This is a genomic window from Mumia quercus, assembly GCF_025506335.1.
GTDB lineage: Bacteria > Actinomycetota > Actinomycetes > Propionibacteriales > Nocardioidaceae > Mumia > Mumia quercus.
In genome coordinates, this window is record NZ_JANZYO010000004.1 from 413,457 (window position 1) to 437,005 (window position 23,549).

Consider the following 23,549-nt stretch of genomic DNA (forward strand, 5'->3'; position numbering starts at 1 on the left):
TCGTGTCCCGAGCGGGTAGTCAAACGAGGAGGTATCGGGAGGAATCCGTCGTCTACATGCTGGGGAAAACGGGCTTGTGTGCGCTGACCTGCGTGATCCACACAGCTGTCCCCACCTTCGTCCACAGGCGTGGAGATCCCGAGAGGGCTGCCGGAAACGCACGAGGCCCCGAGTCCAGAAGGACTCGGGGCCTCATGAGCGGGAGGAAGCGCTAGCCGTCCTCACCGTTGGGGAACATCGGATCGTCAGGGTCACCGTCGGTCGGCGGGCTGCCCGGGCCGCCGGGGCCGCCCGGGTCGGGAGTCTGGGGACCACGCGAGACGGTCAGGACGATCTGCGTCCCGGGGTCCGCCTGGTCGCCCGAGCCTGGGATCTGCTCGAGGACGGTGCCGGCCGGCTGGTCGGAGTCGGTCTCGAAGACCCGGACCTCGAACCCGGCGTCGCGCAACAGCTTCTCGGCCTCGTCGCGCATCTTGCCGACGACGTTCGGGACCTCGGTCTTGCCCTTGGAGACGGTCAGCGTGACCGACGTGCCGGGATCGACCTCCTGACCCGGGACGGGGTCGGTCTTGAGGACCTCGTTCTTGGGCGAGTCGCTCTCCTGCTGGACCACCTCGGACTTCAGGCCCAGCGCCTCGAGCTCCGCTCGAGCCTCCTTGAGGCGCTTGCCGACGAGGTACGGCACCTCGACCCGCTCAGGACCCGCGCTGACGATGATCTCGACCTCGCTGCCCTTCTCGACCTCCTGCTCCGCGGCAGGGTTGGTCGCGATGACGTCACCTTCGTCCACGTCGGAGCTGGGCTGCGTGCTGACGGTGGTCTTGAACCCGTACGCCTCGCCCGTGAGCTCGCGCTCGGCGGCCTCCTGGGTCTTACCGGAGACGTCGGGGACAGTCACCAGGTCGACCGGCGGCTCGTCCTCCCCCATCAGCTTCGGGATGCCCCACGCGGCCAGACCGATGACGAGGAGGGCGGCGAGGGCGGAGACGACCCAGATCCAGCGCTTGCTCCGGCCCTCCTCCTCGTCCCTCGCGGGCGGGAGGTTGGCCGGCGGCAGCGCCTCGGTGGCAGGCGCCGGCGGGACCGGGGCGTACTGGGCGGTCGGCGCGGCCGCGGCGGCGGTCGGCTGACCCGCAAGGACGCGCTCGATGTCGGCTCGCATCGCGGCGGCGCTCTGGTAACGCTCGTCGGTGCGCTTGGCCAGCGCGGTCGCGACGACGCGGTCGACGGCCGGGCTGACCTCGGGGTTGAACGTGGACGGCGGCGGGGCGACCTCACGGACGTGCTGGTAGGCCACCGAGACCGGGCTGTCGCCCTGGAACGGCGGACGCCCCGTGAGCAGCTCGTACAGCAGGCAGCCGGTGGAGTAGATGTCGCTGCGCGCGTCGACGGTCTCGCCGCGAGCCTGCTCGGGCGAGAGGTACTGCGCGGTGCCGACGACGGCCGCGGTCTGCGTCATGGCTGACGACGAGTCGGCGACGGCTCGTGCGATGCCGAAGTCCATCACCTTGACCTGGCCCGACGGCGTCAGCATGACGTTGGCGGGCTTGATGTCACGGTGGATGATCCCGGCGCGGTGGCTGTAGTCGAGTGCCGCGAGGATGTCCGCGGTGATCTCGAGCGTCCGCTCGGGGAGGATCTTGCGACCCTCACGCTCCATCTCGCGCAGCAGGTCGCGCAGCGTGCGGCCCTCGACGTACTCCATGACGATGAACGGCACCGTGTGGCCGTCGGGCCCGGTGGCCTCGCCGGTGTCGTAGACGGCGACGATCGAGGGGTGGTTGAGGGCGGCCGCGGACTGCGCCTCGCGACGGAAGCGGGCGAGGAACGTGGGGTCGCTGGCCAGGTCGGTGCGCAGCCGCTTGATGGCGACCGTGCGGCCCAGGCGGAGGTCACGTCCGATGCGGACCTCGGCCATGCCACCACTGCCCAGCACGCCGCCGATCTCGTAGCGGTCGCCGAGGCGGCCGTACGCACCCGGCGGCCCTGCGTAGCCCTGACCTGGGCCGGTGGGCGTTTCGGTCATCGTCTCCTGCTTCCTTCAAGGCAACTGCTCAAAAATAGCGGCCCGGCGGTGAAGTCCCGAGCATCGGCGCTCATCTGTCGAGCACCGCCTGCATCACGGACCGGGCGATCGGACCTGCCAGGCGGCCACCCGAGATGTCGTCGCGGCCGGTGCTGGAGGACTCGACGACGACGGCGACCGCAACCTTGGGGTCGTCGGCGGGCGCGAACGACACGAACCACGCGTACGGGGGCCGGTCGGCGGTCGACTGGGCGGTGCCGGTCTTGCCTCCGACCTCGACCCCGGGGATCGCGGCAGAGCCGCCGGTGCCGTTCTCGACGACGTCGACGAGCATCTGGGACAGGCCTGCCGCGGTGCTTCCCGAGATCGCGTCGCGGATCTTCTCCGGCTTCGCGGTCTCGATCGTCTTGAGGTCCGGCGAGCGGACGGTCGAGACGAGGTAGGGCTTCATGAGGGCGCCGCCGTTGGCGATCGCCCCGGTGGCCATCGCCATCTGGAGCGGCGTCGCGGCCACCTCGTACTGGCCGATGCCGCTCTGGGCGAGCTGCGGCGCCTCCAGCTCCACATCGGGGTCGGAGGTGAACTGGCTCGGGTTCATGGGGAGCTGGTCGAGGTCGCGGGCGCCGAAGCCGAACGCGTCCGCCTGGCGTGCCATGTCTTCCTGGCCGACCTTCATGGCGAGGTCGCCGAAGGTGACGTTGCAGGAGACCTCGAGCGCCTGCGTCAGCGTGATGCGGTTGCCGCCGCAGTTGCCACCGCCCTGGTTGCGCAGCACGTACGACCCGAACCCGGGGGCGGTCAGGCCACGGCCACCCTTGACCTGGCTGTCCGGGCCGAGGTTGAGCTTCTCCATCGCCGCGGCGGCCGTGATGATCTTGAACGTCGACCCCGGCGGGAGGATCTGCTGCGTGCTCCGGTTGAGCATCGGCTTGTCCTTGTCGGCGTTGAGCCGCTTCCAGGCCTTCGCGACCTCGTCGAGGTTGTGGCTCGCGAGGAGGTTGGGGTTGTACGTGGGGCTGCCGGTCATCGCCAGGATCGCGCCCGTGCTGGGGTCCAGCGCGACCACGGCGCCCTTGGCGTCGCCGGGGAGGTTGTCGATCCCCTCGGCGGCCGCGCGCTGGGCGCGGCGGTTGATCGTCACCGAGACGCTGCCGCCACGGGGCTGGTTGGACCCGATGAGGTCGACGACGCGGTTGACGAACAGGCGGTTGTCGCTGCCCGACAGGATGTCGTTCTGCGACTGCTCGAGGCCGCTGCGGCCGTACGTGTAGCTGAAGTAGCCGGTGATGTCGGCGTACAGCTTGGCCTCGGGGTAGCGCCGCTGGAACTTCCACTGGTCGTCGACGGGCACGCTCTCGGCGATCGGACGGTCGCCGACGAGGATCGGGCCGCGCTCGCGCGCGAACTCCTCGTCGATGACGCGGCGGTTGCCGTTCTTGGCGTTCAGCGTGTCGGCGTCGACGAACTGGATGTAGTTCACGCCGATGAGCAGGGCGGTGAACAGCACCAGGCAGACGATGGACATCACGCGGATGGGGCGGTTCACAGCTTCACCACCTGCGTCGCGTCGTCCATCTGCATCGGCGCGGCCTCCGGCGGCGGGCGCCGGCTCTGGTCGCTGATGCGCAGCAGGAGCGCGATGATCGCCCAGTTGGCGAGGATCGACGAGCCGCCGTACGACATGAACGGCGTCGTGAGGCCCGTCAGCGGGATGATCCGGGTGATGCCCCCGACGACGACGAAGACCTGGAGCGCGAACGACACGGCGAGGCCGGTCGCGAGGAGCTTGCCGAAGGCGTCTCGGCAGAGCAGGGCGATGCGCAGCCCGCGCTCGACGATGAGCCCGTACATGAGCAGGATCGCCATGGAGCCGGCGAGACCGAGTTCTTCGGCGAACGAGGCGAAGATGAAGTCGGAGTAGGCGAACGGCGTCAGGTACGGATTGCCCTCGCCGAGCCCGCGCCCGAGCAGGCCGCCCCACGCCATGCCGTACAGGCCTTGGGTGAGCTGGAACGTGCCGTCGGTGACGGGGAACGGGCTGAGCCAGGCGTCGACACGGCTCTGGACGTGGCTGAACGTGGTCGCGGCGAAGAGCGCGCCGCCGAGGAAGAGCGAGGTGCCGACGACGAGCCACCCGGGACGCTCGGTGGCGACGTAGAGCATCACGACGAACAGGCCGAAGAACAGCAGCGACGAGCCGAGGTCGCGCTGGAAGATCAAGACGCCGAGGCTCACCAGCCAGGCCGCCAGGATCGGGCCGAGGTCGCGGCCGCGCGGGAAGTCGATGCCCATGAAGCGGCGGCCGGCGAGGGCGAGGGCGTCACGCTTCACGACGAGGTAGCCGGCGAAGAAGATCGCCAGGCAGATCTTTGCGAACTCGCCCGGCTGGAGGCTCATGCCGCCGATGTTGATCCAGATGCGTGCGCCGTTGATCTGGCGACCGACCACCGGCAGCAGCGGCAGGATCAGGAGCACGAGTGCGGCGAGCCCGAACGTGTACGTGTACGCCTGCAGCTTGCGGTGGTCGCGGACGACCAGCAGCACCGCCACGAACAGGAGGAGGCCGAGGGCCGTCCACATGACCTGGCGGCCGGCGAACTGCTTCGCCTCCTCGCCGAGGCTGTCCAGGCGTGCGAGGTCCAGGCGGTAGATCATCGCGATGCCGAGCCCGTTGAGGGCCACGACCAGCGGCACGAGGACCGGGTCGGCGTACGGCGCCACGAAGCGGACGACGAGGTGCGTGGCGACGGCGATCACGACGAGCAGCACCGCGAGACCGGCGACGAACCCCGGGACCTCGCCGCGCGCCCCGAGACCGACGGCGCAGAAGGCGAAGATGACGATCGCGAGCGCGAGCGCGATGAGGAGCGCCTCGGCGCCTCGGCGCTTGCGGTGGACGACCGCAGGTGTGGTGGCAGGGCTGCTCACTCGGCACCACCGCACTCGTTGCCGGGCAGGTTGGCCTGCGCGGGGTCCGCGCACAGCGCGGCGATCTCGCGCAGCGTGGTGACGGTGTCGCGCGCGTCGGTCAGCGAGGTGGAGGCGATGCCCTTCTTGACCTGGTTGGCGCGGAAGGTCGGGAGCGCGTCGACGCGGACATCGGTGACCTCCTCGACGCTGTCCACATCGATGAGCGGGAGGTCCGCCTGGATGCCGCGGTAGATCACGACGACGCCGTCCTCGGTGCCGACGTAGTACTGGCGCTGGGTCCAGTCCCAGGCGAGCTTGGCGGCGACGGCGAGGAGGCCGACCACGAGGGCGACGACGACGAGTCGCCGCAGCCAGATGTGGCGACGGGGGGCACGCGGGGCGTAGCGCAGGGCCTCGGGGTCGACGTCGCGCGTGACCGCGCCGCGCTCGCCGTTGTCCGACCCGTCGTCCGTCGCGAGCGGGATCGCGTCGAGGCTCGTGGAGGTCGTGGTCGTCCCGCCCCCGGGGCGAGCCTGCTCCGAGGCCGCACCGACGAGCATCGGCTGCCGGTCGGCGCTGGCGAGCGTCGGGTCGGCGGGCGCGTCGACGTCGACCATCTCGCAGAGGATCACGGTCACGTTGTCCGCGCCACCGCCGGCGAGCGCGCGCTGCACGAGGTCGACCGCCGCGACGTCGACGTTCGGTGCCGTACGGAGGACCTCCCCGATCGCGGCGTCGTCGACCATGTCGGACAGACCGTCGCTGCACAGCAGGAAGCGGTCTCCGATCCGCGGCTCGATGAGCGTGAGGTCCGGCTCGGACTCGTCGCGACCGAGGAGCACGCGCAGGATCAGGGACCGGTTCGGGTGGGTGCGGGCGCCCTCGCGGGTGAGGCGGCCCTCGTCGACGAGGCTCTGGACGAGCGTGTGGTCCTTGGTGATCTGGTGGAGCTGGCCGTCGCGCATGAGGTACGCGCGGGAGTCACCGATGTGTGCGAGCCCGAAGGTCGTGCCGTTCCACAGAAGGGCGGTGAGGGTCGTGCCCATGCCCTCGACGCTGGGGTCGTCCTCGATCACCTCGGCGAGGCGGTCGTTGGCGCGGTGCACGGCTCCCGCGAGCGCCTCGATCACGTCCCCCGGCGGCGGCCCGTCGAGCCTGCGCACCACGTGCATGACCTCGGACGACGCGAGGTCGCCCGCGGCCGCACCGCCCATGCCGTCGGCGATGACCAGGAGGTGAGGGCTCGCGTAGCCCGAGTCCTGGTTGGAGGAACGACGGCGGCCGACGTCGGAGAGCGCGACGTACGTGTAGCCGAGACGGTGCTGGTGCGAGGACACAGGCGTCGCCTACTTCCGGAGCTCGACCACGGTCTTGCCCAGACGGACGGGCACCCCGAGGTCGACCGGGACGGGGGTGGTCACGCGCTGGCTGCCGAGATAGGTGCCGTTGGTGGATCCGAGGTCCTCGACGTACCACTGCTCGCCGTTGGTGGAGAAGCGGGCGTGCCGGGTGGACACGTAGTCGTCGTCGAGCCGGATGGCGGCATCCGTCCCACGCCCGAGGAGGATGTCGGCTCCCGTCACGGGCACCAGCTGGCCCGCGTTGGGACCGTCGGTGACGACCAAGGTCGACGGCATGCCCCGCTTGGGCTTGCGACCCTTCGGTGGCTTGGGCGCGCGCTGCTTGGGCGCCTTCGGGGCGCGCGGCGACTCGACCTTGGCGCCGAAGATGTCCGAACGGATCACGGACACCGCCGAGAGCACGAACAGCCAGAGCACCGCGAGGAAGCCGAGCTTGATGAGGGTGAGGGTCAGCTCGGTCACCAGCGACCACCTTGCGGGCCGGCGTGAGGGGCGGGCGGGGACTGCGAGGGGCCACCGTACGCGCCGGGGCGGCCCTGGCCCGGCGGCGGTGAGGCGGACCCAGGCGGGGGGCCGGCAGGCGGCCCCGCGGACGGCGGGACGGGCCCGGTCGGGCCGACCGGCGGTCCGGGACGTGCGTGAGGGTTGCGGACGACGACGAGCGTGTTGCCGAGCTGCACCCGCGACCCGTCGGAGAGCACCGCGTGGGTCACGCGGCGGCCGTCGACGACGATGCCGTTGGTGGAGCCGAGGTCCTCGATCGCGACGCGGACGCTGTTGCCCTCCAGGAAGACCCGGACCTGCGCGTGCTTGCGCGAGACGCCGGGGTCGTTGATGCGCAGCTGGGCGTCGGTGCCGCGTCCGATGACGACGCCCGGGGGCTCGACGGGGTGGCGGACGCCGTTGACCTCGAGCACGACGGGCGCCTTGGCGACAGCTGTGTCGGTCATGCGGACGCCGGCGGCCGGGGTCACCGCCGCGGAGGCGCGTGAGCGGATGCGGAAGCGGCCGGTCGTGAGGTCGGGCTGGTGGACGAACTCGAGCTTGAGCGGGCCCGCGAGCGTGTAGTGCTGCTCCGCGACGTGCTCGTGGACCAGCTCCGACAGCTCGCCCGAGAGCGTGCCCCCGTACGGCGCGAGCCGCTCGAAGTCGGTCTGGGCCAGCTCGACCGTGAAGTCGTTGGGGACGAGGACGCGGTCACGGGACAAGATCTGCGCTCCGTTGTCGAGCTCGCGCTGCAGGGCGGCGGCGATCTCGACCGGCTGGACGGCGCTCTGGAACACGCGCGCGAACGCACCGGAGACGGCGTCTTCGAGACGCTGCTCGAAGCGCTGGAGCACTCCCATCGCTGCGACCTCCTCCTGTCCGGTCGTTCGGGGCCTCGTGACAGACACGCGTACTCTCTCGGAGAAGAGCCCCGCGCGTCCACTTGATCGTATCGGGCCCGGCGAACACCCCGCGTCCCTCACGGCGTACGCGCGTCGGTGGGCCACCCGCTCGCCTGGCCGGCTGGGGGTGGCTGTTAGACTCACCACGCAATCGCGCGAGTGGCGGAATGGCAGACGCGCTGGCTTCAGGTGCCAGTGTCCGCAAGGACGTGGGGGTTCAAATCCCCCCTCGCGCACAAGCGAAGGCTCCCGGTCGGATCTCCGACCGGGAGCCTTCTTGCTGGACGGGGTGCGCACGTCAGGTGCCCCGCACGCCGTGCAGCAGCGCGGCGAGCTGCTCGCGCCGAACCTCGGTCCGACTGCGCGACTCTCGCGCGATTCGTGCGGCAAGCTCGTCCAGCGTGTCGAAATCCAGTGTCTCGAGGAGAGAGCGGAGAGAGTCCTCGCGCCACGTGCTGCGGAGCTCACGACCGGCGCGGTACGGGCCGACGAGAACGTCGTCGTACTCCCATCTCTCGCATGATTCGTCGTCCCCCCACAGTGCGTCGGCGAAGGGGCCGTGGTGGGTGGCGTCCAGGAGGGGCCCGAGATCGCGCGCGTCCTTCAGGGTGGTCGCGCGTCGGTACGCCCACGCGATGACCTTGAGCCCGATCATCGAGGCGAGGGTGGGGATGAGAATGTTGCCCGTGCCGATCGGTACTTTCACTGCGTTCTCGACGGACTCTGCCACCCCGGTGACGTCCAGGGTGACGCCAGGAGCGGGCTCGATGATGCCGTCCACGGCGACGTCGCCGTACGGGAGCACGTCGACCGTATGTCCGTGGACCGAGAACGCCAGACCCGTCCCCCGGGGCCCGTCAAGGGTTCTCACCCGCTCCTGTACTCCTCCATCGAGCCGACGAGGATCGTGATGTCGACGTCCAACGTCAGAGCACCGGGGGCTAGTCCGGCCACCCCGTGCACCCAGTAGTCGCGAGCGAAAGAGCCGATCAATGCGAACCCGGTCACGTGCGCACACAGCTCGTCGAGGATGGAGACCGGGAGGACGTCCGCTGGGTCATCCATGGTGGACATCGTCGTTCACGTCCTGGGAGAAGGCGGCTCGTGCCACCTCGACCTCGCGTGGGTCGTCGCTTGCGAGCCCGTCGGCATAGGCGAGGAGCGAGGGCACGAACCGGTCGTCCGGCCGGAGCTCAGGTGACCAGAACCGCTCTCGAAGGATGACGTTGGGTGCCCCGTCCCGGCTCAGTCGCCCGACTCTCCGCGCCTCACGCCACGGCGGCTCGCCGTAGACCACCGTGCGTTCCGGACGCAGTGGGGCACCGAGATGCGCGAGTGCCGTGCCCCCTCCGACCACACCGTCGCGTGGCGCCAAGGGCGAGGTCGCCCACCACGACGGGTCTGGGCCGGCGACCTCAGTCTGCTCAAGTCGGGGCAGGAGGTCACGGGCGAAGTTGTCGACCCACGATCGCCGCAGTCGGGCGACATCCACGATGCGACGATCCGAGCGGTCGCCGACGAGGAACCCGAGATCGCGGAGATCGTCCATCGCGTTCGTCGCCGAACCCTTGGAGACCTGAGCCAGCGTCGCGATCCGCTCGTACGGCATCGCCGCGGTCCGGGGCGACACGAGCAGCACGAAGACGACCCGCAGCCCAGCGGCGTTGGTTGACGGCCGTTTGCCCCGGCGGCGGGGGCGTCCGTGGACGGTCGGCCGTCGACCCTCCACGTGCAGGTAGTAGCCGGGTTGCGAGAGATACGCGTTTCCTCCGCTGTCCACGTACTGGATTCCTGCGGCCCGATATCGCCGGCCCTGCTCGGGCGATACATAGGGAACGGCGAGGACGTAGGGACGTGGAACCTCCGTCTCCCAGCTGTGAATCTCCGCCAGCCCGATGGGGGTCGAGCGGTCCTTGACGTCGATCCAGAGCTCGGACTCACCGTGGGAGGTGGGAATTCGGACGACAAGATCGGGGTGGTCGGCGTCGGTTCCGTCGGGGAGGTCGACGACGAGGTCGACGTCGCGGAGGACGTCCACGATCCTTTCGGTCAAAGAATCCATACGGTCAATAGTAATGACCTGCGTCGATTCTTGACCAGATCGGCCGCTTCGGGACGTGCTCAGACCCCGGTGCCGGCGAAGACGTCGCGGCCCTTGCCGCCCTTGGCGAACCGCATCCCGAGCTCGAAGCTCCCGACGCGCTTGAGCGTGGCGCCGTGCTTGGGGTTGGCGAGGATCATGTCGACGATCGGCGGCACGGCGTCGTCGACGGGGTCGGCGAGGATGTTCATCGCCTTGCGGACCCGTGCGAAGCCCTCGGGCCCCAGCTCGTGCGCCTCGCGGATCATGCCGTCGGTGACGACGACGCCAGGGCTGACCGACGCGATGCGGACGGGGCCGCCGGAGGTCTCGCGGACCAGCGCGTCGGTGAACGCCCGCAGGCCGCGCTTGGTGGAGCCGTAGACCGTCATGCCGGGACGGATCTTGCCGTCGGACCCGCCGCCGAGGATGTTCACGAGCTGGCCGTGACCCTGGCTCGTCATCCCGCGGACGGCCACGCGGCTGCCGAGGATGGTGCCGACCATGTTCGAGGTGACCATCTCGACGATCCACTCGGGACGGAGGTCGACGACGGGGTGCACCGTGCGCGCGACGCCGGCGTTGTTGATCCAGAGGTCGACCGACCCGAGCTCGGTGGCGGCGACGTCCCACAGGCGCTGCACGGCGGCGGGGTCGGCGACGTCACAGGCGACCGGGACGACCTTCCCGGAGTCCGTCGACTCCTCGAGGCGTTTGGCGGCGTCGGTGACCGACGACTCGCCCCGCCCGCTGACCACGACGTCGAAGCCGCGAGACCGCAGCTCCTTCGCCAGGCCGAACCCGATACCCCTGCTGCTGCCGGTGATGACCGCGGTCTTCATGGCTAGCGAACATATATGATAGTGACGGCGTTTCGCTAGAGGGAACGCGAGCCGACCACGTCGTCCCAGAGGGTGTCGACGTCGGCCGGTGCGGTCTCGGGCCCGGCGACCTGGGCGACCAGCAGGCGTCCGGTCCGTACGAGGTGGGTGCGCATGGCCTCCTCGGCGGCGGGGCCGTCGTGACGCGCGAGCGCCTCGACGATCGGCGCGTGCTCGAGGCGGATCTCGCGCAGCGACCGCCCGGCGTGCGAGGTCGGGGGGCCGAGGAGGGCGGTGGTGGCGCGCAGCGAGGCCACGATGCTCGCGGCCCGCGCGTTGCCGGCGCCGCGCAGGATCGCGTCGTGAAGCGCCTGGTCGGCCTCCCAGAACGCCGGTTCGTCGGCACGGTCCTCGGCCGCGACCAGCACGGCGTACGGCTCGGCGAGGTCGACGCCCCTCTCGCCGCAGCGCCTGGCGGCGGCGGGCTCGAGAGCGAGCCGGACGGCGAAGATCTCGGCGACGTCGCGCGCCTGTGGCAGCACCACCCGGAACCCCCGGTTGCGGGCGATCTCGACCAGGCCCGCCTCCGACAGGCGCAGCATCGCCTCGCGCACGGGGCTGCGCGAGACACCGAGGGCGTCCGAGAGGCGGTAGACGGAGTAGATCTCCCCCGGCACGTACTGCCGGCGCCGGATCCCGTCGCGGACGTGCGCCACCACGGTGTCGGTCAAGGAGGTCACGCGTAACATGTTACTCGTGACGGTGACTGACACGCGGGACACCACGGCCGCCCTCCGCCGGGCCGGCCTCGAGGTGCACGACGACGACGGCACGAAGGCGATGTACTCTTCCGACGCCTCGCTCTACCGCATCCCACCGCTGGCGGTCGTACGCCCGCGTGACGCGGCCGACGTCGCGACGACGCTGGAGGTCGCGCGGGGACTGGGTGTCCCGCTGACCGCGCGCGGAGCCGGGACGTCGATCGCCGGCAACGCCATCGGGCGCGGTGTCGTCCTCGACTTCAGCCGCCACATGAACCGCGTCCTCGCCGTCGACCCCGACGCGCGCACCGCGGTGGTCGAGCCGGGCACCGTCCACGCCGTCCTCCAGAAGGCGGTGCTGCCGCACGGTCTGCGCTTCGGCCCCGATCCCTCGACGCACCCGCGCTGCACCATCGGCGGGATGATCGGCAACAACGCGTGCGGCAACCGCGCGCTCGGCTACGGCCGTACGTCGGACAACGTCCGTGGCACGACCCACCTCCTGGCCTCCGGCGAGACGCTCGTGACCGGGTACGACGAGGCGGGCGCGGCGTTCGCCCGCGGCCCCGAGCGCTTGCTGACCGACCTGCGCGCCGCCGCGGGACGCCACCTCTCGACCGCGCGGACCGAGTTCGACCGGTTCGGACGCCAGGTCAGCGGCTACGCCGTCCAGCACCTGCTGCCCGAGCGGTTCGACCTCACGCAGATGCTCGTGGGCTCGGAGGGGACGCTCGGCCTCCTCACCGAGGCGACGGTCCACCTCGTGACCGACCCCGCGCACCGGGTGCTCGTCGCGATCGGGTTCGACGACATCGTGAAGGCCGGCGAGGCGGCGCCGACGGTCAAGACGTTCGGCCCGACCGCCTGCGAGGGCATGGACCAGCGTCTCGTCGACGTGCTGCGCGCCCGCCGTGGCGACGCCGCGATCCCGCCGCTCCCGCGCGGCGCCGCGTGGTTGTTCGTGGAGATCGCCGGCGACGACCGTACGGAGGTGCTCGACCGCGCCCGCGCGCTCGCCGCTGCCGGCCTCGGGCTCGAGTCCCTGCTGGTCGACGACCCCGCGACCGCCGGCCGACTCTGGCGCATCCGTGAGGACGGTGCGGGTCTGGCCGGTCGTGCGCCCTCGGGCAAGCCCGCGTGGCCCGGCTGGGAGGACGCGGCGGTCCCGCCGGAGATGCTCGGCTCCTACCTCGCGCGCTTTGAGGAGCTCGTCGCCGAGCACGGTCTGACGTCCGCCCCGTACGGGCACTTCGCCGACGGCTGCATGCACGTGCGGCTCGACTACCCGCTCGACGAGGCGGACGGGCTGGTGCGTCTGCGCGGGTTCCTGACGGCTGCCGCGGGGCTCGTCGCGGAGTACGGCGGGTCGCTCTCCGGCGAGCACGGGGACGGTCGCGCACGCAGCGAGCTGCTGCCGACGATGTACTCCCCCGACGCCATCGCATTCTTCGCCGAGATCAAGCACGCCTTCGACCCGGACAACGTGCTCAACCCTGGGGTCCTCGTCGACCCCGACCCGTTCGACGCCGACGTCCGCGTGGCCGGCGTCGCTCCGTACCGCAAGCAGCTCGCCTTCGCGTACGAGACCGACCACGGCGACCTCGCGCAGGCGGTGCACCGCTGCACCGGCGTCGGCAAGTGCCGTGCCGACAACTCCGCGGCCGGGGGCGTGATGTGCCCGTCGTACCTCGCGACGCGGGAGGAGAAGGACAGCACGCGCGGTCGCGCGCGGGTGCTGCAGGACGTCGTACGGGGTGCGCTCGACTGGCGGGCGCCGGCGGTCGCGGACTCGCTCGACCTGTGCCTGGCGTGCAAGGGGTGCGCGTCGGACTGCCCGACGGGCATCGACATGGCGACGTACAAGGCGGAGGCGCTGCACCAGCGGTTCCGGCGGCGGCTGCGTCCGCGCTCGCACTACACGCTCGGACGGCTGCCGATGTGGAGCCGGCTGGCGGGGCGGATGCCGCGCCTGGCGAACCTGATGATGCGCCTGCCCGGCGTCGGTCGTCTCGCGCTCTTCCTCGCCGGCGTCGACGGGCGGCGCTCCGTCCCCGCCTTCGCGCGGACCACCTTCCGCCGCTGGTGGTCGTCGGAGGTCGTCGAGGAACCCTCCGGCGGCCGGCCGGTGATGCTCTTCGTCGACAGCTTCTCCAACTCCTTCTCCCCCGAGGTGGCGCAGGCGACCGTCCGCCTCCTGCGCGACGCCGGCTTCGAGCCCACGCTGCCCTCGTCGCAGCTGTGCTGCGGGCTGACCTGGATCACGACCGGGCAGCTCGACGCGGCGCGCCGCATCCTCGGCCGTACGGTCGCCGACCTGGCCGAGGCCGTACGCGCGGGCGTGCCGGTGGTGGGGATCGAGCCGTCGTGCACCGCGGTCCTGCGCAGCGACGCCGTCGAGCTCCTCGACAACGACGACGCCCGTCTGGTCGCGGGTGCCACGAAGACCGTCGCTGAGCTGCTCGCGACCGCCGAGGGGTGGACCCCGCCGGACCTGTCCGGCACCACGGTCGTCGCGCAGCCGCACTGCCACCACCACGCCGTGCTCGGCTGGGAGGCGGACAAGGCGCTCCTCGCCCGGACCGGCGCGACGGTGACGACGCTCGCGGGGTGCTGCGGGCTGGCCGGCAACTTCGGCGTGGAGCGCGGGCACTACGAGGTGTCGGTCGCGGTCGCCGAGCAGAACCTGCTCCCGGCGTTGGACGCGGCGCCCGACGCGATCGTGCTCGCGGACGGGTTCTCGTGCCGGACGCAGGTCGCCGACCTGCGCGACCGTCCCTCCGTGCACATGGCCGAGCTGCTGGCGGACCCTAGTCGCCCGGCTCGAGGGTGACGAGCCCGGCGACGACCACGTCGAGCAGGGCGTCGAAGCTCGTGTCGAGGTCGTCGGGGAGCCGGAACCCGAGGTCGAGCTCCAGGGTGACGAACCCGTGGACTGCCGAGCGCAGGATGCGGACGGCGTCGACGAGCCTGTCCTGCGGCACGCCTGCGCCGGCGACCACCGCCCCGAGGACCGCGACGGCGTCGGCACCGGCGGCCGCCAGCGGGGCGTCCTCGGGATCGTCGGGGTCGGCCGCCACCTGCGTCGCCGCGTAGCGTCCCGGGTGCGCACGGGCGTAGTCGCGGATCGCGTGACCGAGCGCGCGGATCGCGTCAGGTCCGGAGCGGCCGACGGTCGCGCGCGCCGTCGCGCGGACGAGCTCCTCCACCGCGCGTACGGCGATGTCGCGGCGCAGCGACGCGAGCGAGGCCACGTGCTTGTAGAGGCTGGGGGTCGAGACCCCCGCGGCCGAGGCGACCGCGGCGAGAGTGAGGTCGCCGAAGCCCGTGCGGCCGCCGACGTCGACCACGTCGAGCGCGACGTCCACGACCCGCTCGCGGTTGAGCCCGACCCTAGGCAACGTCGTCGCCCAGCGGGGCCGTCGTCGCCGCGAGGAACGGCAGGAGCGCGGCGAGCACCTCGTCGTGCGCCTGGAGGTGCGGGTAGTGCCCGACGTCGGTGAGGACCTCACCCTCCGCGCTGACGGCATCGCGGGCGAACGCGAGCTCGTCGTGCGCGTCGGAGAAGTCGGGGTCCTTGTCTCCGTAGAGCGCGAGCACGGGCGTACGGACGTCGGCGAGACGCTGGTCGACCTCGCGGTGGTCGAGCGCGAGGGTCAGCCGACGGAACGCGCGCAGGTGCGCGGGGTCGGAGAGCGCGCCGCGCAGCGGCGCGATGCGGGCGTCGAGGCCGGGTGTCGGACGCCCCTTGCTCAGCTGGGTGCGGACGTACCAGGCCCACACCGCTGCGCCCCACGGGCGGGCGAAGAGGACCCGGTACGCGGTGCGGGCGACCGCCCCCATCGCCGGGGAGAGCGGGTCGCGAAGGAACCCGGCGAGGAGTGCGGTGCCGCGCACGAGGTCAGGCCGGTCGGCGGACGCGATCACGGCGGCGGACCCGCCCATCGAGCTCCCGACGACGACGGCAGGGCCGGCGTCGAGGTGTTCGACCAGAGCGACGAGGTCCGAGGCCGTCGCCGCGTCGCCGTACGACGTGAAGCCCGTGTCGGAGTCGCCGTGGCCGCGCAGGTCGGTGACGACCACGCGGTAGCCGGCCTCGGCGAGGGACGGTGCGAGCCGGTCGTACGTCGCGCGGAGGTCGCCCATTCCCGGAACGAGGACGACGAGCGGGCCGGTGCCGGTGTCGGTGTAGGCGATGCGGCCCTCGGGACGGGTCAGGAACTGAATGCTCATATCCCTAACCTTACGGCTAAGGCCATTAACTTTCAATCCCTGCCCGACGCGGAGGGGAGGGAGGTCAGTCGTCGACCCAGGTGGCGCCCTCCTGGAAGAGGAGCTCACCCTCCTCAACGCTGAGCGAGTCGTCCGGCCACGCGTCGGGGTCGCTGGGCAGCAGGCCCTCGTTGGCCACCGCCAGCGCCACGTGCGCGACGGGCTCGATGCCGCTGGTCTCGGCGAGGCGGTTCCAGCCGCCGAGGCCGTTGCTGTGCGCGAGCGCGTAGAGGGCCTCGCCGAGGCCGGTGATCGGTCCCTCGATCTCGCCGTCGGACAGCTGCTGGGCGACCTTGCCGGCGGCGACCACGGCGTGCGGGTCGGTGACCCGGTAGTCCATGCGCTGGAGGATCGTCACGCCCGACACGTCCTGGTCGGCGATCGCGTCGGCGCCGTGGTCGTGGTCGTGGTCGTGGCCGCCGTCCTCGTCGTCGTCCTCCTCGATGATGGCGAACGGCGGGAACGTGCCGCTGTAGTCGTACTGCGCCTCGTCGTACGCCTCGAGCGCGTCGGTGAGCGCATGCTTGGCGGCCTCGATGGTCGCGACGTCGGCGTCGGAACCCGCGGCGGCGACCGCGACGGCGTGGGTGCGGAGCGCGGAGCTCAGGGCGTCGGCGGCGCGGACGAAGGCGTCCTTGGCCTCGTCGGACCAGCGGTCGGGATCGGTGGTGTCCTCGGTCATGCCACGAGCCTAGGCCCGCAACGGACTCAATCGGTGTCGCGGACCCGCCCTCGACCGGCCTTCGTCTCCGAACGCCGTCGTTTGGCCTCGACCCGGCGGCGCTGCGACCCGCGGGTCGGCTTCGTCGCCACCCGTGGACGCGGCGGAGGGGCGAGCGCTGTCCGGAGACGGTCGGCGAGGCGCTCGCGAGCAGCCGCACGGTTGCGCAGCTGGGAGCGGTGCTCGGACGCCGTCACGCTCAACCGGGTCGTGCCGAGGGCCGCGACGACCCGCTCGCGCTGGCGTGCCGTGAGGACCTCCGACGCCTCGAGGTCGAACACGAGCTCGACGCGGCTGTCGGTGGTGTTCACCGACTGACCACCAGGCCCGGGCGAGCGCGAGAACCGCTCCTCGAGCTCGCTCTCGGGCACCACCAGGCCGCCGGGGATCCCCGGGCCCGCAGGCACGACGAGCGGGCCGGTGGCCTTGGGCGTCACGACGCCCGCTTCGCCCACTCGATCATCGGGCACGTGTCCATCACCATCGCGACTCCCGCCGCACGCGTGCGCGCGAACGCGTCCTCGTCGATCACGCCGAGCTGGAACCACACGGCCTTCGCCCCGATCGCGACGGCCTCGTCCGCGAACGGACCGGCCGCCTCCGAGCGCCGGAACACGTCGACGACGTCGATCGGGAACGGCACCTCGGACAGCGTGGCGTACCCCTGCTCACCGAGCACGACGGGTGCGTCGGGGTGGATGGGGACGATCTTCTTGCCGCGCGCCTGGAGGGCCTCGGCGATCCGGTACGCGGTGCGCGAGGTGTCGCCGGAGAGCCCGACGACGGCCCACGTCTGCAGGTCGTCGAGCATCAAGGAGACCGCGTCGGGATCGTGCCAGTCGCTGCTCATGGTGTCGACGGTAGCGCTGCCCGACCCGGGGTGGGCGGTGTCGGTGGCGACCGGTAGAACCGTCGGGTGACTCTCCGCGCACGACGACTCGTCCTAGCCGTGTCCGCCTCGCTCCTCGCCGTGTCGGCGTGCGGCCCGCTCGAGGGCGAGCAGCCCGCGCAGGCGGCGGGCGAGACGCCTGCGCCGCCCGCCGCCGTCAAGGACCAGGTCGCCAAGGCGCGGTCGATGCTCGACGGTCTCAAGGTCGCCGGACGCGCCCCGAAGACCGGGTACGACCGGGTGGGCCAGTACGGCCAGGCGTGGGCCGACGTGACGCGCTCGGGGTGCGGCACGCGCGACAACGTCCTCGCGCGCGACCTGCGTGACGTCGAGAAGCGCAACAAGTGCGTGGTCGTCGCCGGGACCCTCGACGACCCGTACACCGGCAGGTCGCTCACCTTCCGCAAGGAGGACGCGGCAGCCGTGCAGATCGACCATGTCGTGCCGCTGTCGCTGAGCTGGCAGCTCGGTGCCCAGCAGTGGCCGGTCGGTAAGCGGGTCGCCTTCGCCAACGACCCGCTCAACCTGCTCGCCGTCGACGGGCCGACCAACTCCAGCAAGTCCGACTCGGGTCCGGACGGGTGGCTTCCGCCGAGCAAGCCGTACCGCTGCACGTACGTCATCCGGTTCACCCGCGTCGCCCACGCATACGCGCTGCGCGTCACGGCTCCGATGAAGTCCGCGATCGCGCGCATCCTCGACGGGTGCACGCGTGTCCTCGGGGCACCGGCCGACCTGAAGCCCCTCCCTGAGTCGACCTGGGCGTACGCGGCCGGGTTCGCCAAGGGCGCCGCGCCCGCGACCGGGGGGTCGGGCAAGTCGGCGAAGCCGACGGGCAAGGACTGCCCGGCGGACGCGCCGGTCAAGGGCAACGTCCCCGAGGACGGCGGCGACCGCATCTTCCACGAGCCGGGCAGCCGCTCGTACGCCGTGACCGTCCCCGAGGAGTGCTTCGCGTCGGCCGCGGCCGCGAAGGCAGCGGGGTTCCGCGCGCCGCGCTGACCTGCCATGCTGCCGCGCATGGCTGTTGACCCCCGCGGTGCCGATCTGAAGCGCTACCTCGCCGAGGACCCAGGTGGTCCCGTCGTCATGCTCAACCTTCTCCGGTTCGCCGAGGGAGGCCGCGAGCGCTACGCGGAGTACGCGGCCGCGCTGGAGCAGACCTTCCTCCCGAAGTACGGCGCAGAGGTGGTCTTCGCCGGCAACGGGTCGACGGCGCTCGTGGCCGAGGACGGCCAGGCGTGGGACGCCGTGGTGCTGGTCCGCTACCCGTCGCGCGAGGCGTTCCTGACGATGGTCTCCGATCCTGCGTACCAGGAGGTGACCCACCTCCGGACCGAGGCGCTCGACGAGGCGGTGCTCCAGGCGACCGTGAAGTGGTCGCCGGTCTGACTCAGCCGTCCTGAGCGGCGAGCTCGGCGTCGCTGCGCAGGATGCAGAACTCGTTGCCCTCCGGGTCGGCGAGCACGACCCAGCCGCGCCCGTCAGGCGTCCGCCGGTCGTCGAGCACGGTGGCGCCGAGCTCGATGACGCGCTCCACCTCCTCTTCGCGCGAGCGGTCGGTGGGGCGGAGGTCGAGGTGGATGCGGTTCTTGAGGGTCTTGCCCTCAGGCACCTCGATGAACAGCAACGGGCCCGCGGCGCCGGCGGTGCCGTCGGCCGGGGGGACGATCATGCACTCCTCGTGCCCGGGCTCGTTCGGGTCACCCTCGACGTCGGTGTAGCCGACCAGCACCTTCTTCCACCACTCGGACTGGGCGTAGGCGTCGTGGGCGTCGAAGGTCGTGTGCGAGATGCGGGAGGCCATCTGGCGACCGTATCCACCGTTCGGCTCACGCCTCCTCGGCGCGACGCCGCTGCTCGAGCCCGTCGAGGATGAGGTCGAGACCGTACGCGTACTCGTCGCCGAAGTCGTACCCGGGCTTCATCACGTGCTCGACGGCGATCTCGGTGAGGTACGGGAGCTCGGTCGGGGCGGTCTCTCGGAGGACGCTCTCCGCGACCTCGGCCGCACCCTCGGACTCGGTGAAGGGCAGGCTGGTCTCCTGGAGGACCTGTCCGAAGAGCTGCGCGTCGAGCAGCGCGAACGCGTGCGCGGCGAGGACGACCGAGAGCCCTCCCTCGCGCAGGCAGGCGAGGACCGCCTCGTGGTGGCGCAGCGTCGCGGGGCCCGGCGACGAACGCGACTCGACGAACCCGACCGCCCAAGGGTGGCGAAGGAGCACCTCGCGGGCCGAGAGGCAGCGTCGACGGATCTCCGTACGCCAGTCCCGGCCGGCGACGGGAAGGTCGATCTCGGCGAAGACCAGGTCGACCATCCCGTCGAGGAGGGCGTCCTTGTTCGCGACGTGGTGGTACAGCGACATCGCCTCGATGCCGAGCTCGCGGGCCAGCGCGCGCATCGTGAGCGAGGTCGCGCCGGACTCGTCGGCGAGGGCGACGGCCGTCCTGAGGACGACCTCGCGTGTCAGGGGCGGACGTCGCGCCACGGGATCTCCCTGCAACGGGGCTTGCATGACCTTACTGCGTAAGGCTATCGTCCTCACGTCCCCCTTACGACGTAAGGTTGTGAGTCATGTGAAGGCAATCGTCCACGACGAGTACGGCGACGCCGACCGGCTGCAGCTGCGCGACGTCCCCGACCCGGTGCCGGGCAAGGGCGAGGTCGTGCTCGACGTCCACGCCTCAGGTCTGGAGCGAGGGGCGTGGCACCTCATGACGGGCCGGCCCCTCGTCGGGCGGGTCGCCTTCGGTGTTCGTCGGCCTCGGTGGCCCCTCGGGATCGAGGTGGCGGGCGTCGTGACCGCGGTCGGCGAGGGCGTGACCCGCTTCGCCGTCGGAGACGCCGTGCTCGGGTCGGGCGTCGCGACGTACGCCGAGCGGGCCCGCGCGAAGGTGAAGAACCTCGTGCCCAAGCCCGAGGCGCTGTCGTTCGTCGAGGCGGCCGCGCTACCGGTCTCGGCAGTGACGGCGCTCCAGGCGGTGCGTGACAAGGGCCGCGTGGCGCAGGGAGACCGCGTCCTCGTGATCGGGGCGTCCGGCGGTGTCGGGACGTACGTGGTCCAGGTGGCGCGGGCGTTCGGCGCCGAGGTGGCCGGTGTCTGCCGGACGGAGAAGGTCGCGGGCGTCCGCGCGCTGGGCGCCGACCCCGTCCTCGACTACACGCGTGACGACCTGTCGGGGCTCGAGGGTCGGTTCGACGTCGTGGTCGACATCGGCGGGCTGCGTCCGCTCGCCCAGCTGCGGCGGCTGCTGACCCCGCGCGGGACGCTGGTCCTCGCCGGCGGTGAGGGTGGCGGTCGCTGGCTCGGTGGGATGGAGCGACAGCTCCAGGCGCTCCTGTGGTCGCCGTTCGTCGGCCAGCGGCTGACGTCGCTCGTCTCGACGACGAAGACCGACGACCTCGCCACGGTGGCCGACCTCGCCGCCCGGGGCGACATCCGGCCCGTGCTCGACGCGACCTACCCGCTCGACGCCTTCCCGGACGCCATGCGCAGGCTCGTGGACGGCGACGTCCTCGGCAAGGTGGTCATCGCGGTGCGTGAGGGCTGATCACGCCCACGCTGCGCGCCAGAACGCCTCGAACACCGCCGTCGGCTCGGGCGAGGCCCACATCTGGTTGGTGAGCATCACGGCGACGACGTCGGTGACGGGGTCGATCCACAGGGTTGAGCCCGTCCCGCCGTCCCACCCGTACGAGCCCGCCCGTCGACCGTCAGAGTGGTCGGCCGTCGCCACCCCGAACCCGAGCCCCCAGCCCGACCGGCCGTCCTCATCGATCCGAGCGACGCGGGGGCGGGTCGCCTCGGCGAGGACCTCCCGCGACAGCACACGGGTCCCGTCGGCGGCGAGGCCACCTGCGCGGAGCATCCGACCGAACGCGGCGAGGTCCTCGACGGTCGAGACCAGGCCGTCGCCGGCGTTGGGGAAGGCGGGGGGCCGCGACCACTGGCCGTCCGCCGGGTCGTACGGGCGCAGCGGACCGCCGTCGTACGGGAGCCAGTGCGGGCCGAGCCGTCCTGCCACGTCGGCGGGAGCGCCGAACCCGGTGCTCGCCATACCCAGCGGTTCGAGCACGCGGTCCGCGAGCACCTGCGGCAGCGGTGCGCCGGCGGCCCGGGCGATCAGGACGCCGAGGACCTCGCTGCCCGTGTGGTAGAGCCAGCGCTCGCCGGGCTGGTACGAGAGCGGGACGGCGCCGACGGCACGCATCCAGGTGTCGGGGTCGGGGTTGACCTGCGGGGCGGGCGGTCCGGCCTGCAGCCCCGCCTCGGCGAGCGCCGAGAGCACCGGTCCGGGGAAGGGGCCGGTGAAGTCGAGCCCGATCCCCAGCCGCAGCTCGAGGACGTCGGCGACCGTAAGCGGGCGCGCCGCGGGGACGGTGTCGTCGAGCGGGCCCGCCGGGTCGCGCAGGACGCGCCGGTGGGCGAGCTCGGGGAGCCAGCGCTCGACGGGGGCGTCCAGCGTGAGTGTCCCGTCGTCGAGGAGCGACAGCGCGGCTGCGGCGACGACCGGCTTGGTCACCGACGAGAGCCGGAACGGGGTGTCGGGCCGTACGGGTGTGGGGTCGTCGGGTCCGTACGTCCCGTGGGCGCCGACGGCGACCTCGCCACCTCGGGCGACCACCCAGGCGAGGCCCGGCGGCGCTGAGGCCTCGGCGTACGGGGTGACGGCTCGGGCGACGTGGTGCTGCAGATCCATGGGTCTCCTCGGGGTCCCTGGATCGACCGGGCCGGGACACCGAACTCATCGGTGCCCCGGCCCGCAGGTGTGGCCGCGTCGGATCAGCGGGTGTGGCTCCAGATCCCGACCTTGTTGATCTCGAAGCTGGAGAACACGAGGTCGCTGTTCCCGTCGTGGTCGAGGTCGGCGATCTTCGCGCCGCCGGCCTGTCCCCAGCCCTCCGACTCCGGCAGCACGTGCTGGGCGAAGACTCCGGGGGCGGTCTGCTCGATCCAGTAGAGGCGGAAGGCGCCGTCGCCGGAGACGGCGAGGTCGAGATCGCCGTCGCCGTCGATGTCACCGAAGCCGGTCTTGCCGGGAGCCGCCTGTCCGGGGCGCGGGCTCGCGGTGAACTCGGCACCGGGGTCGACCGTCGAGGCGAGGGGGGCGACCGACCACGGCGCGCGCGGGTCGGCGCCCGGGGTCAGGAGGAACACGTCGGGCTCGGCGCGCAGGAACACCGGCGGACCCGGGTTGCCTGCGGTGGTGTTGGTGTGGTTGACGCCGACCCAGCGGTCCTCGCCGTCACCGAAGAGGTTGTCGACACGGTGGAGGCTGAACGACGGGCCCTGGCCGCGGCTGATCTCGTGCTTCTCGAAGTCGGAGGCCGTCACGCCGTCTGCGGCGGTGCCGACGCGCTCGAACCACACGAACGAGGCCTCGCCGGTGGGCGGTCCGACCACGACCGGGCTGACCCCGAAGTACTGAGCCGAGGCGATGTCGAGGTCGCCGTCACCGTCCACGTCGGTCACGACCGGGCTGCTGCCGCCACCGTCCGCGAGTGCGACCGGGGGCGCGAACCCACCCTTCCCGTCGCCCTTGAGGAACTGGAGCTCGACGACGTCGTCGGTGGTGTCCGACGGGTTGAAGCCCTGCTCGCCCACGGTGACGATGTCCTTGCGGCCGTCGCCGTCGAAGTCGACGAACTGGAGGTCGTGGTAGGAGAACGGGCTGTCGGTGATGACGTCGTGGCGCTTCCACTCACGCAGCTCGGCGAGACACTTCTTGAGCTGGGCGACGCCGCGAGAGGTCCGTGGGCACGTCGTGAGCGCGAGCAGCTCGCGCACGCTGCGGGGGTTGTCGCGGTTCTCCCACCAGGTCAGCGAGCCCCGGCTGAAGCCCATCCCCGAGTCCCAGAAGTAGCCGGCCGGCTGGATGATGTCGGTGTCGCCGTCCCGGTCCACGTCGGCCAGCGTCGGCTCGCTCGGGAAGATGATGCCGTCCGACGGCTCGACGACGGGCGTCGTGGTCCAGCGGTCGACCCCTCCGCCGCGCTTGCGGCCCGCGTTCTCGTACAGCGTCACGCTGCCCGGCTCGGGCAGGGCCGAGGGGCCCTGCATCGTGAGCTTGCCGTAGCGGGTCGAGACCAGCTCGGGGCGCGCGTCGCCGACGAGGTCGCCCACCGCGGTGAAGGCGGGGCCGACGGCGTCCTCGGCGATGACGGTCCGGGTGAAGTCGCCGACGTCCGCAGAGGCGGGGCCGGCGGCGGTGGTGACGGCGGCGGCGGTGGCGAACGCCAGCGCAGTCACGGTCGTGCGAGCGGGGGTACGCATGACGCTGCTCCTTTGAGCACGGCGTTCCGAAACGGAACGGTGTTTCAC

At 71.9% G+C, this 23,549-nt stretch carries 24 protein-coding genes and 1 tRNA gene; 5 read left to right on the plus strand and 20 right to left on the minus strand.

The features are described 5' to 3' along the window. Window positions 1-211: 211 nt before the first annotated feature. From pknB to NYZ95_RS11380, 6 genes are all read right to left on the minus strand, one after another. Window positions 212-2,026, minus strand: a complete 1,815-nt coding sequence (pknB, locus tag NYZ95_RS11355) for a Stk1 family PASTA domain-containing Ser/Thr kinase (RefSeq protein WP_262851382.1) — start codon at window positions 2,024-2,026, stop codon at window positions 212-214. Window positions 2,027-2,096: 70 nt separating this feature from the next. Beyond that, window positions 2,097-3,572 carry a peptidoglycan D,D-transpeptidase FtsI family protein gene (locus tag NYZ95_RS11360; protein WP_262851383.1) on the minus strand — a complete coding sequence of 492 codons (1,476 nt, stop codon included), beginning with the start codon at window positions 3,570-3,572 and terminating at the stop codon, window positions 2,097-2,099. Then, on the minus strand, window positions 3,569-4,954 hold the full coding sequence (locus NYZ95_RS11365) for an FtsW/RodA/SpoVE family cell cycle protein (RefSeq protein WP_262851384.1): 1,386 nt from the start codon (window positions 4,952-4,954) through the stop codon (window positions 3,569-3,571). The genes NYZ95_RS11360 and NYZ95_RS11365 overlap by 4 nt, the downstream gene beginning before the upstream one ends. Continuing rightward, window positions 4,951-6,273 carry a PP2C family protein-serine/threonine phosphatase gene (locus NYZ95_RS11370; protein WP_262851385.1) on the minus strand — a complete coding sequence of 441 codons (1,323 nt, stop codon included), beginning with the start codon at window positions 6,271-6,273 and terminating at the stop codon, window positions 4,951-4,953. Before NYZ95_RS11370 ends, NYZ95_RS11365 begins: the two co-directional genes overlap by 4 nt. 9 nt (window positions 6,274-6,282) lie before the next feature. After that, the gene (locus tag NYZ95_RS11375) at window positions 6,283-6,759 is read right to left on the minus strand and encodes an FHA domain-containing protein FhaB/FipA (protein ID WP_262851386.1); all 477 of its coding nucleotides are present in this window, start codon (window positions 6,757-6,759) and stop codon (window positions 6,283-6,285) included. Continuing rightward, on the minus strand, window positions 6,756-7,643 hold the full coding sequence (locus NYZ95_RS11380) for an FHA domain-containing protein (protein ID WP_262851387.1): 888 nt from the start codon (window positions 7,641-7,643) through the stop codon (window positions 6,756-6,758). The genes NYZ95_RS11375 and NYZ95_RS11380 overlap by 4 nt, the downstream gene beginning before the upstream one ends. A gap of 195 nt (window positions 7,644-7,838) precedes the next feature. On the opposite strand from NYZ95_RS11380, the gene NYZ95_RS11385 reads away from it, so the two are divergent. Then, window positions 7,839-7,921 (plus strand) — tRNA-Leu (locus NYZ95_RS11385). A 62-nt stretch (window positions 7,922-7,983) separates the two neighbouring features. Here NYZ95_RS11385 and NYZ95_RS11390 read toward each other — a convergent pair. From NYZ95_RS11390 to NYZ95_RS11410, 5 genes are read right to left on the minus strand one after another with little or no spacing between them, the layout of a single operon-like run. Continuing rightward, entirely contained in the window at window positions 7,984-8,556 is a 573-nt protein-coding gene (locus tag NYZ95_RS11390; RefSeq protein WP_262851388.1) for a hypothetical protein, read from the minus strand. Further along, the gene (locus NYZ95_RS11395; protein WP_262851389.1) at window positions 8,553-8,750 is read right to left on the minus strand and encodes a hypothetical protein; all 198 of its coding nucleotides are present in this window, start codon (window positions 8,748-8,750) and stop codon (window positions 8,553-8,555) included. Before NYZ95_RS11395 ends, NYZ95_RS11390 begins: the two co-directional genes overlap by 4 nt. After that, window positions 8,743-9,747, minus strand: a complete 1,005-nt coding sequence (locus NYZ95_RS11400; protein WP_262851390.1) for a type IV toxin-antitoxin system AbiEi family antitoxin — start codon at window positions 9,745-9,747, stop codon at window positions 8,743-8,745. Before NYZ95_RS11400 ends, NYZ95_RS11395 begins: the two co-directional genes overlap by 8 nt. A gap of 59 nt (window positions 9,748-9,806) precedes the next feature. Further along, window positions 9,807-10,607 (minus strand): SDR family NAD(P)-dependent oxidoreductase, encoded by an 801-nt coding sequence (locus NYZ95_RS11405; protein WP_262851391.1) that lies wholly within the window; start codon window positions 10,605-10,607, stop codon window positions 9,807-9,809. 35 nt (window positions 10,608-10,642) lie between these two features. Then, window positions 10,643-11,326 carry a GntR family transcriptional regulator gene (locus NYZ95_RS11410; RefSeq protein ID WP_262851392.1) on the minus strand — a complete coding sequence of 228 codons (684 nt, stop codon included), beginning with the start codon at window positions 11,324-11,326 and terminating at the stop codon, window positions 10,643-10,645. A gap of 7 nt (window positions 11,327-11,333) precedes the next feature. On the opposite strand from NYZ95_RS11410, the gene NYZ95_RS11415 reads away from it, so the two are divergent. Next, window positions 11,334-14,177 carry an FAD-binding and (Fe-S)-binding domain-containing protein gene (locus NYZ95_RS11415; protein WP_262851393.1) on the plus strand — a complete coding sequence of 948 codons (2,844 nt, stop codon included), beginning with the start codon at window positions 11,334-11,336 and terminating at the stop codon, window positions 14,175-14,177. On the opposite strand, the gene NYZ95_RS11420 is transcribed toward NYZ95_RS11415, so the two are convergent. The 5 genes from NYZ95_RS11420 to NYZ95_RS11440 form a co-directional block, all read right to left on the minus strand. Then, window positions 14,155-14,712: a TetR-like C-terminal domain-containing protein gene (locus NYZ95_RS11420; RefSeq protein WP_262851394.1), complete on the minus strand. Its 558-nt coding sequence runs from the start codon at window positions 14,710-14,712 to the stop codon at window positions 14,155-14,157. The genes NYZ95_RS11415 and NYZ95_RS11420 overlap by 23 nt on opposite strands. Window positions 14,713-14,737: 25 nt before the next feature. After that, a complete protein-coding gene (locus NYZ95_RS11425; protein WP_262851395.1) occupies window positions 14,738-15,577 on the minus strand; it encodes an alpha/beta fold hydrolase in 840 nt (279 codons plus the stop codon). 64 nt (window positions 15,578-15,641) lie between these two features. After that, window positions 15,642-16,298 carry a hypothetical protein gene (locus tag NYZ95_RS11430; protein WP_262851396.1) on the minus strand — a complete coding sequence of 219 codons (657 nt, stop codon included), beginning with the start codon at window positions 16,296-16,298 and terminating at the stop codon, window positions 15,642-15,644. A gap of 26 nt (window positions 16,299-16,324) precedes the next feature. Beyond that, window positions 16,325-16,744, minus strand: coding sequence for an alternative ribosome rescue aminoacyl-tRNA hydrolase ArfB (gene arfB, locus NYZ95_RS11435; RefSeq protein ID WP_262851553.1), 420 nt, complete (start codon window positions 16,742-16,744; stop codon window positions 16,325-16,327). A gap of 26 nt (window positions 16,745-16,770) precedes the next feature. Next, a complete protein-coding gene (locus NYZ95_RS11440) occupies window positions 16,771-17,187 on the minus strand; it encodes a CoA-binding protein (protein WP_262851397.1) in 417 nt (138 codons plus the stop codon). Between the two features lie 66 nt (window positions 17,188-17,253). Between NYZ95_RS11440 and NYZ95_RS11445 the strand changes: the two genes are divergently transcribed. Next, window positions 17,254-18,228 (plus strand): HNH endonuclease family protein, encoded by a 975-nt coding sequence (locus NYZ95_RS11445; protein ID WP_262851398.1) that lies wholly within the window; start codon window positions 17,254-17,256, stop codon window positions 18,226-18,228. A gap of 18 nt (window positions 18,229-18,246) precedes the next feature. Continuing rightward, window positions 18,247-18,618 carry a DUF1330 domain-containing protein gene (locus tag NYZ95_RS11450; protein ID WP_262851399.1) on the plus strand — a complete coding sequence of 124 codons (372 nt, stop codon included), beginning with the start codon at window positions 18,247-18,249 and terminating at the stop codon, window positions 18,616-18,618. Window position 18,619: 1 nt separating this feature from the next. Here the strand turns inward: NYZ95_RS11450 and NYZ95_RS11455 are convergent, their stop codons facing one another. Both NYZ95_RS11455 and NYZ95_RS11460 read right to left on the minus strand, forming a co-directional pair. Further along, window positions 18,620-19,033, minus strand: a complete 414-nt coding sequence (locus tag NYZ95_RS11455) for a VOC family protein (RefSeq protein ID WP_262851400.1) — start codon at window positions 19,031-19,033, stop codon at window positions 18,620-18,622. A gap of 25 nt (window positions 19,034-19,058) precedes the next feature. Further along, window positions 19,059-19,715 (minus strand): TetR/AcrR family transcriptional regulator C-terminal domain-containing protein, encoded by a 657-nt coding sequence (locus NYZ95_RS11460; RefSeq protein WP_262851401.1) that lies wholly within the window; start codon window positions 19,713-19,715, stop codon window positions 19,059-19,061. 88 nt (window positions 19,716-19,803) lie between these two features. Here NYZ95_RS11460 and NYZ95_RS11465 point away from each other — a divergent pair, with 88 nt between their 5' ends. Next, window positions 19,804-20,778 carry an NAD(P)-dependent alcohol dehydrogenase gene (locus NYZ95_RS11465; protein WP_262851402.1) on the plus strand — a complete coding sequence of 325 codons (975 nt, stop codon included), beginning with the start codon at window positions 19,804-19,806 and terminating at the stop codon, window positions 20,776-20,778. Here NYZ95_RS11465 and NYZ95_RS11470 read toward each other — a convergent pair whose 3' ends face one another. Together NYZ95_RS11470 and NYZ95_RS11475 are read right to left on the minus strand one after the other, a co-directional pair. Continuing rightward, a complete protein-coding gene (locus NYZ95_RS11470) occupies window positions 20,779-21,927 on the minus strand; it encodes a serine hydrolase domain-containing protein (protein WP_262851403.1) in 1,149 nt (382 codons plus the stop codon). Between the two features lie 83 nt (window positions 21,928-22,010). Continuing rightward, window positions 22,011-23,501: an FG-GAP repeat domain-containing protein gene (locus tag NYZ95_RS11475; protein WP_262851404.1), complete on the minus strand. Its 1,491-nt coding sequence runs from the start codon at window positions 23,499-23,501 to the stop codon at window positions 22,011-22,013. Window positions 23,502-23,549 lie beyond the last annotated feature (48 nt).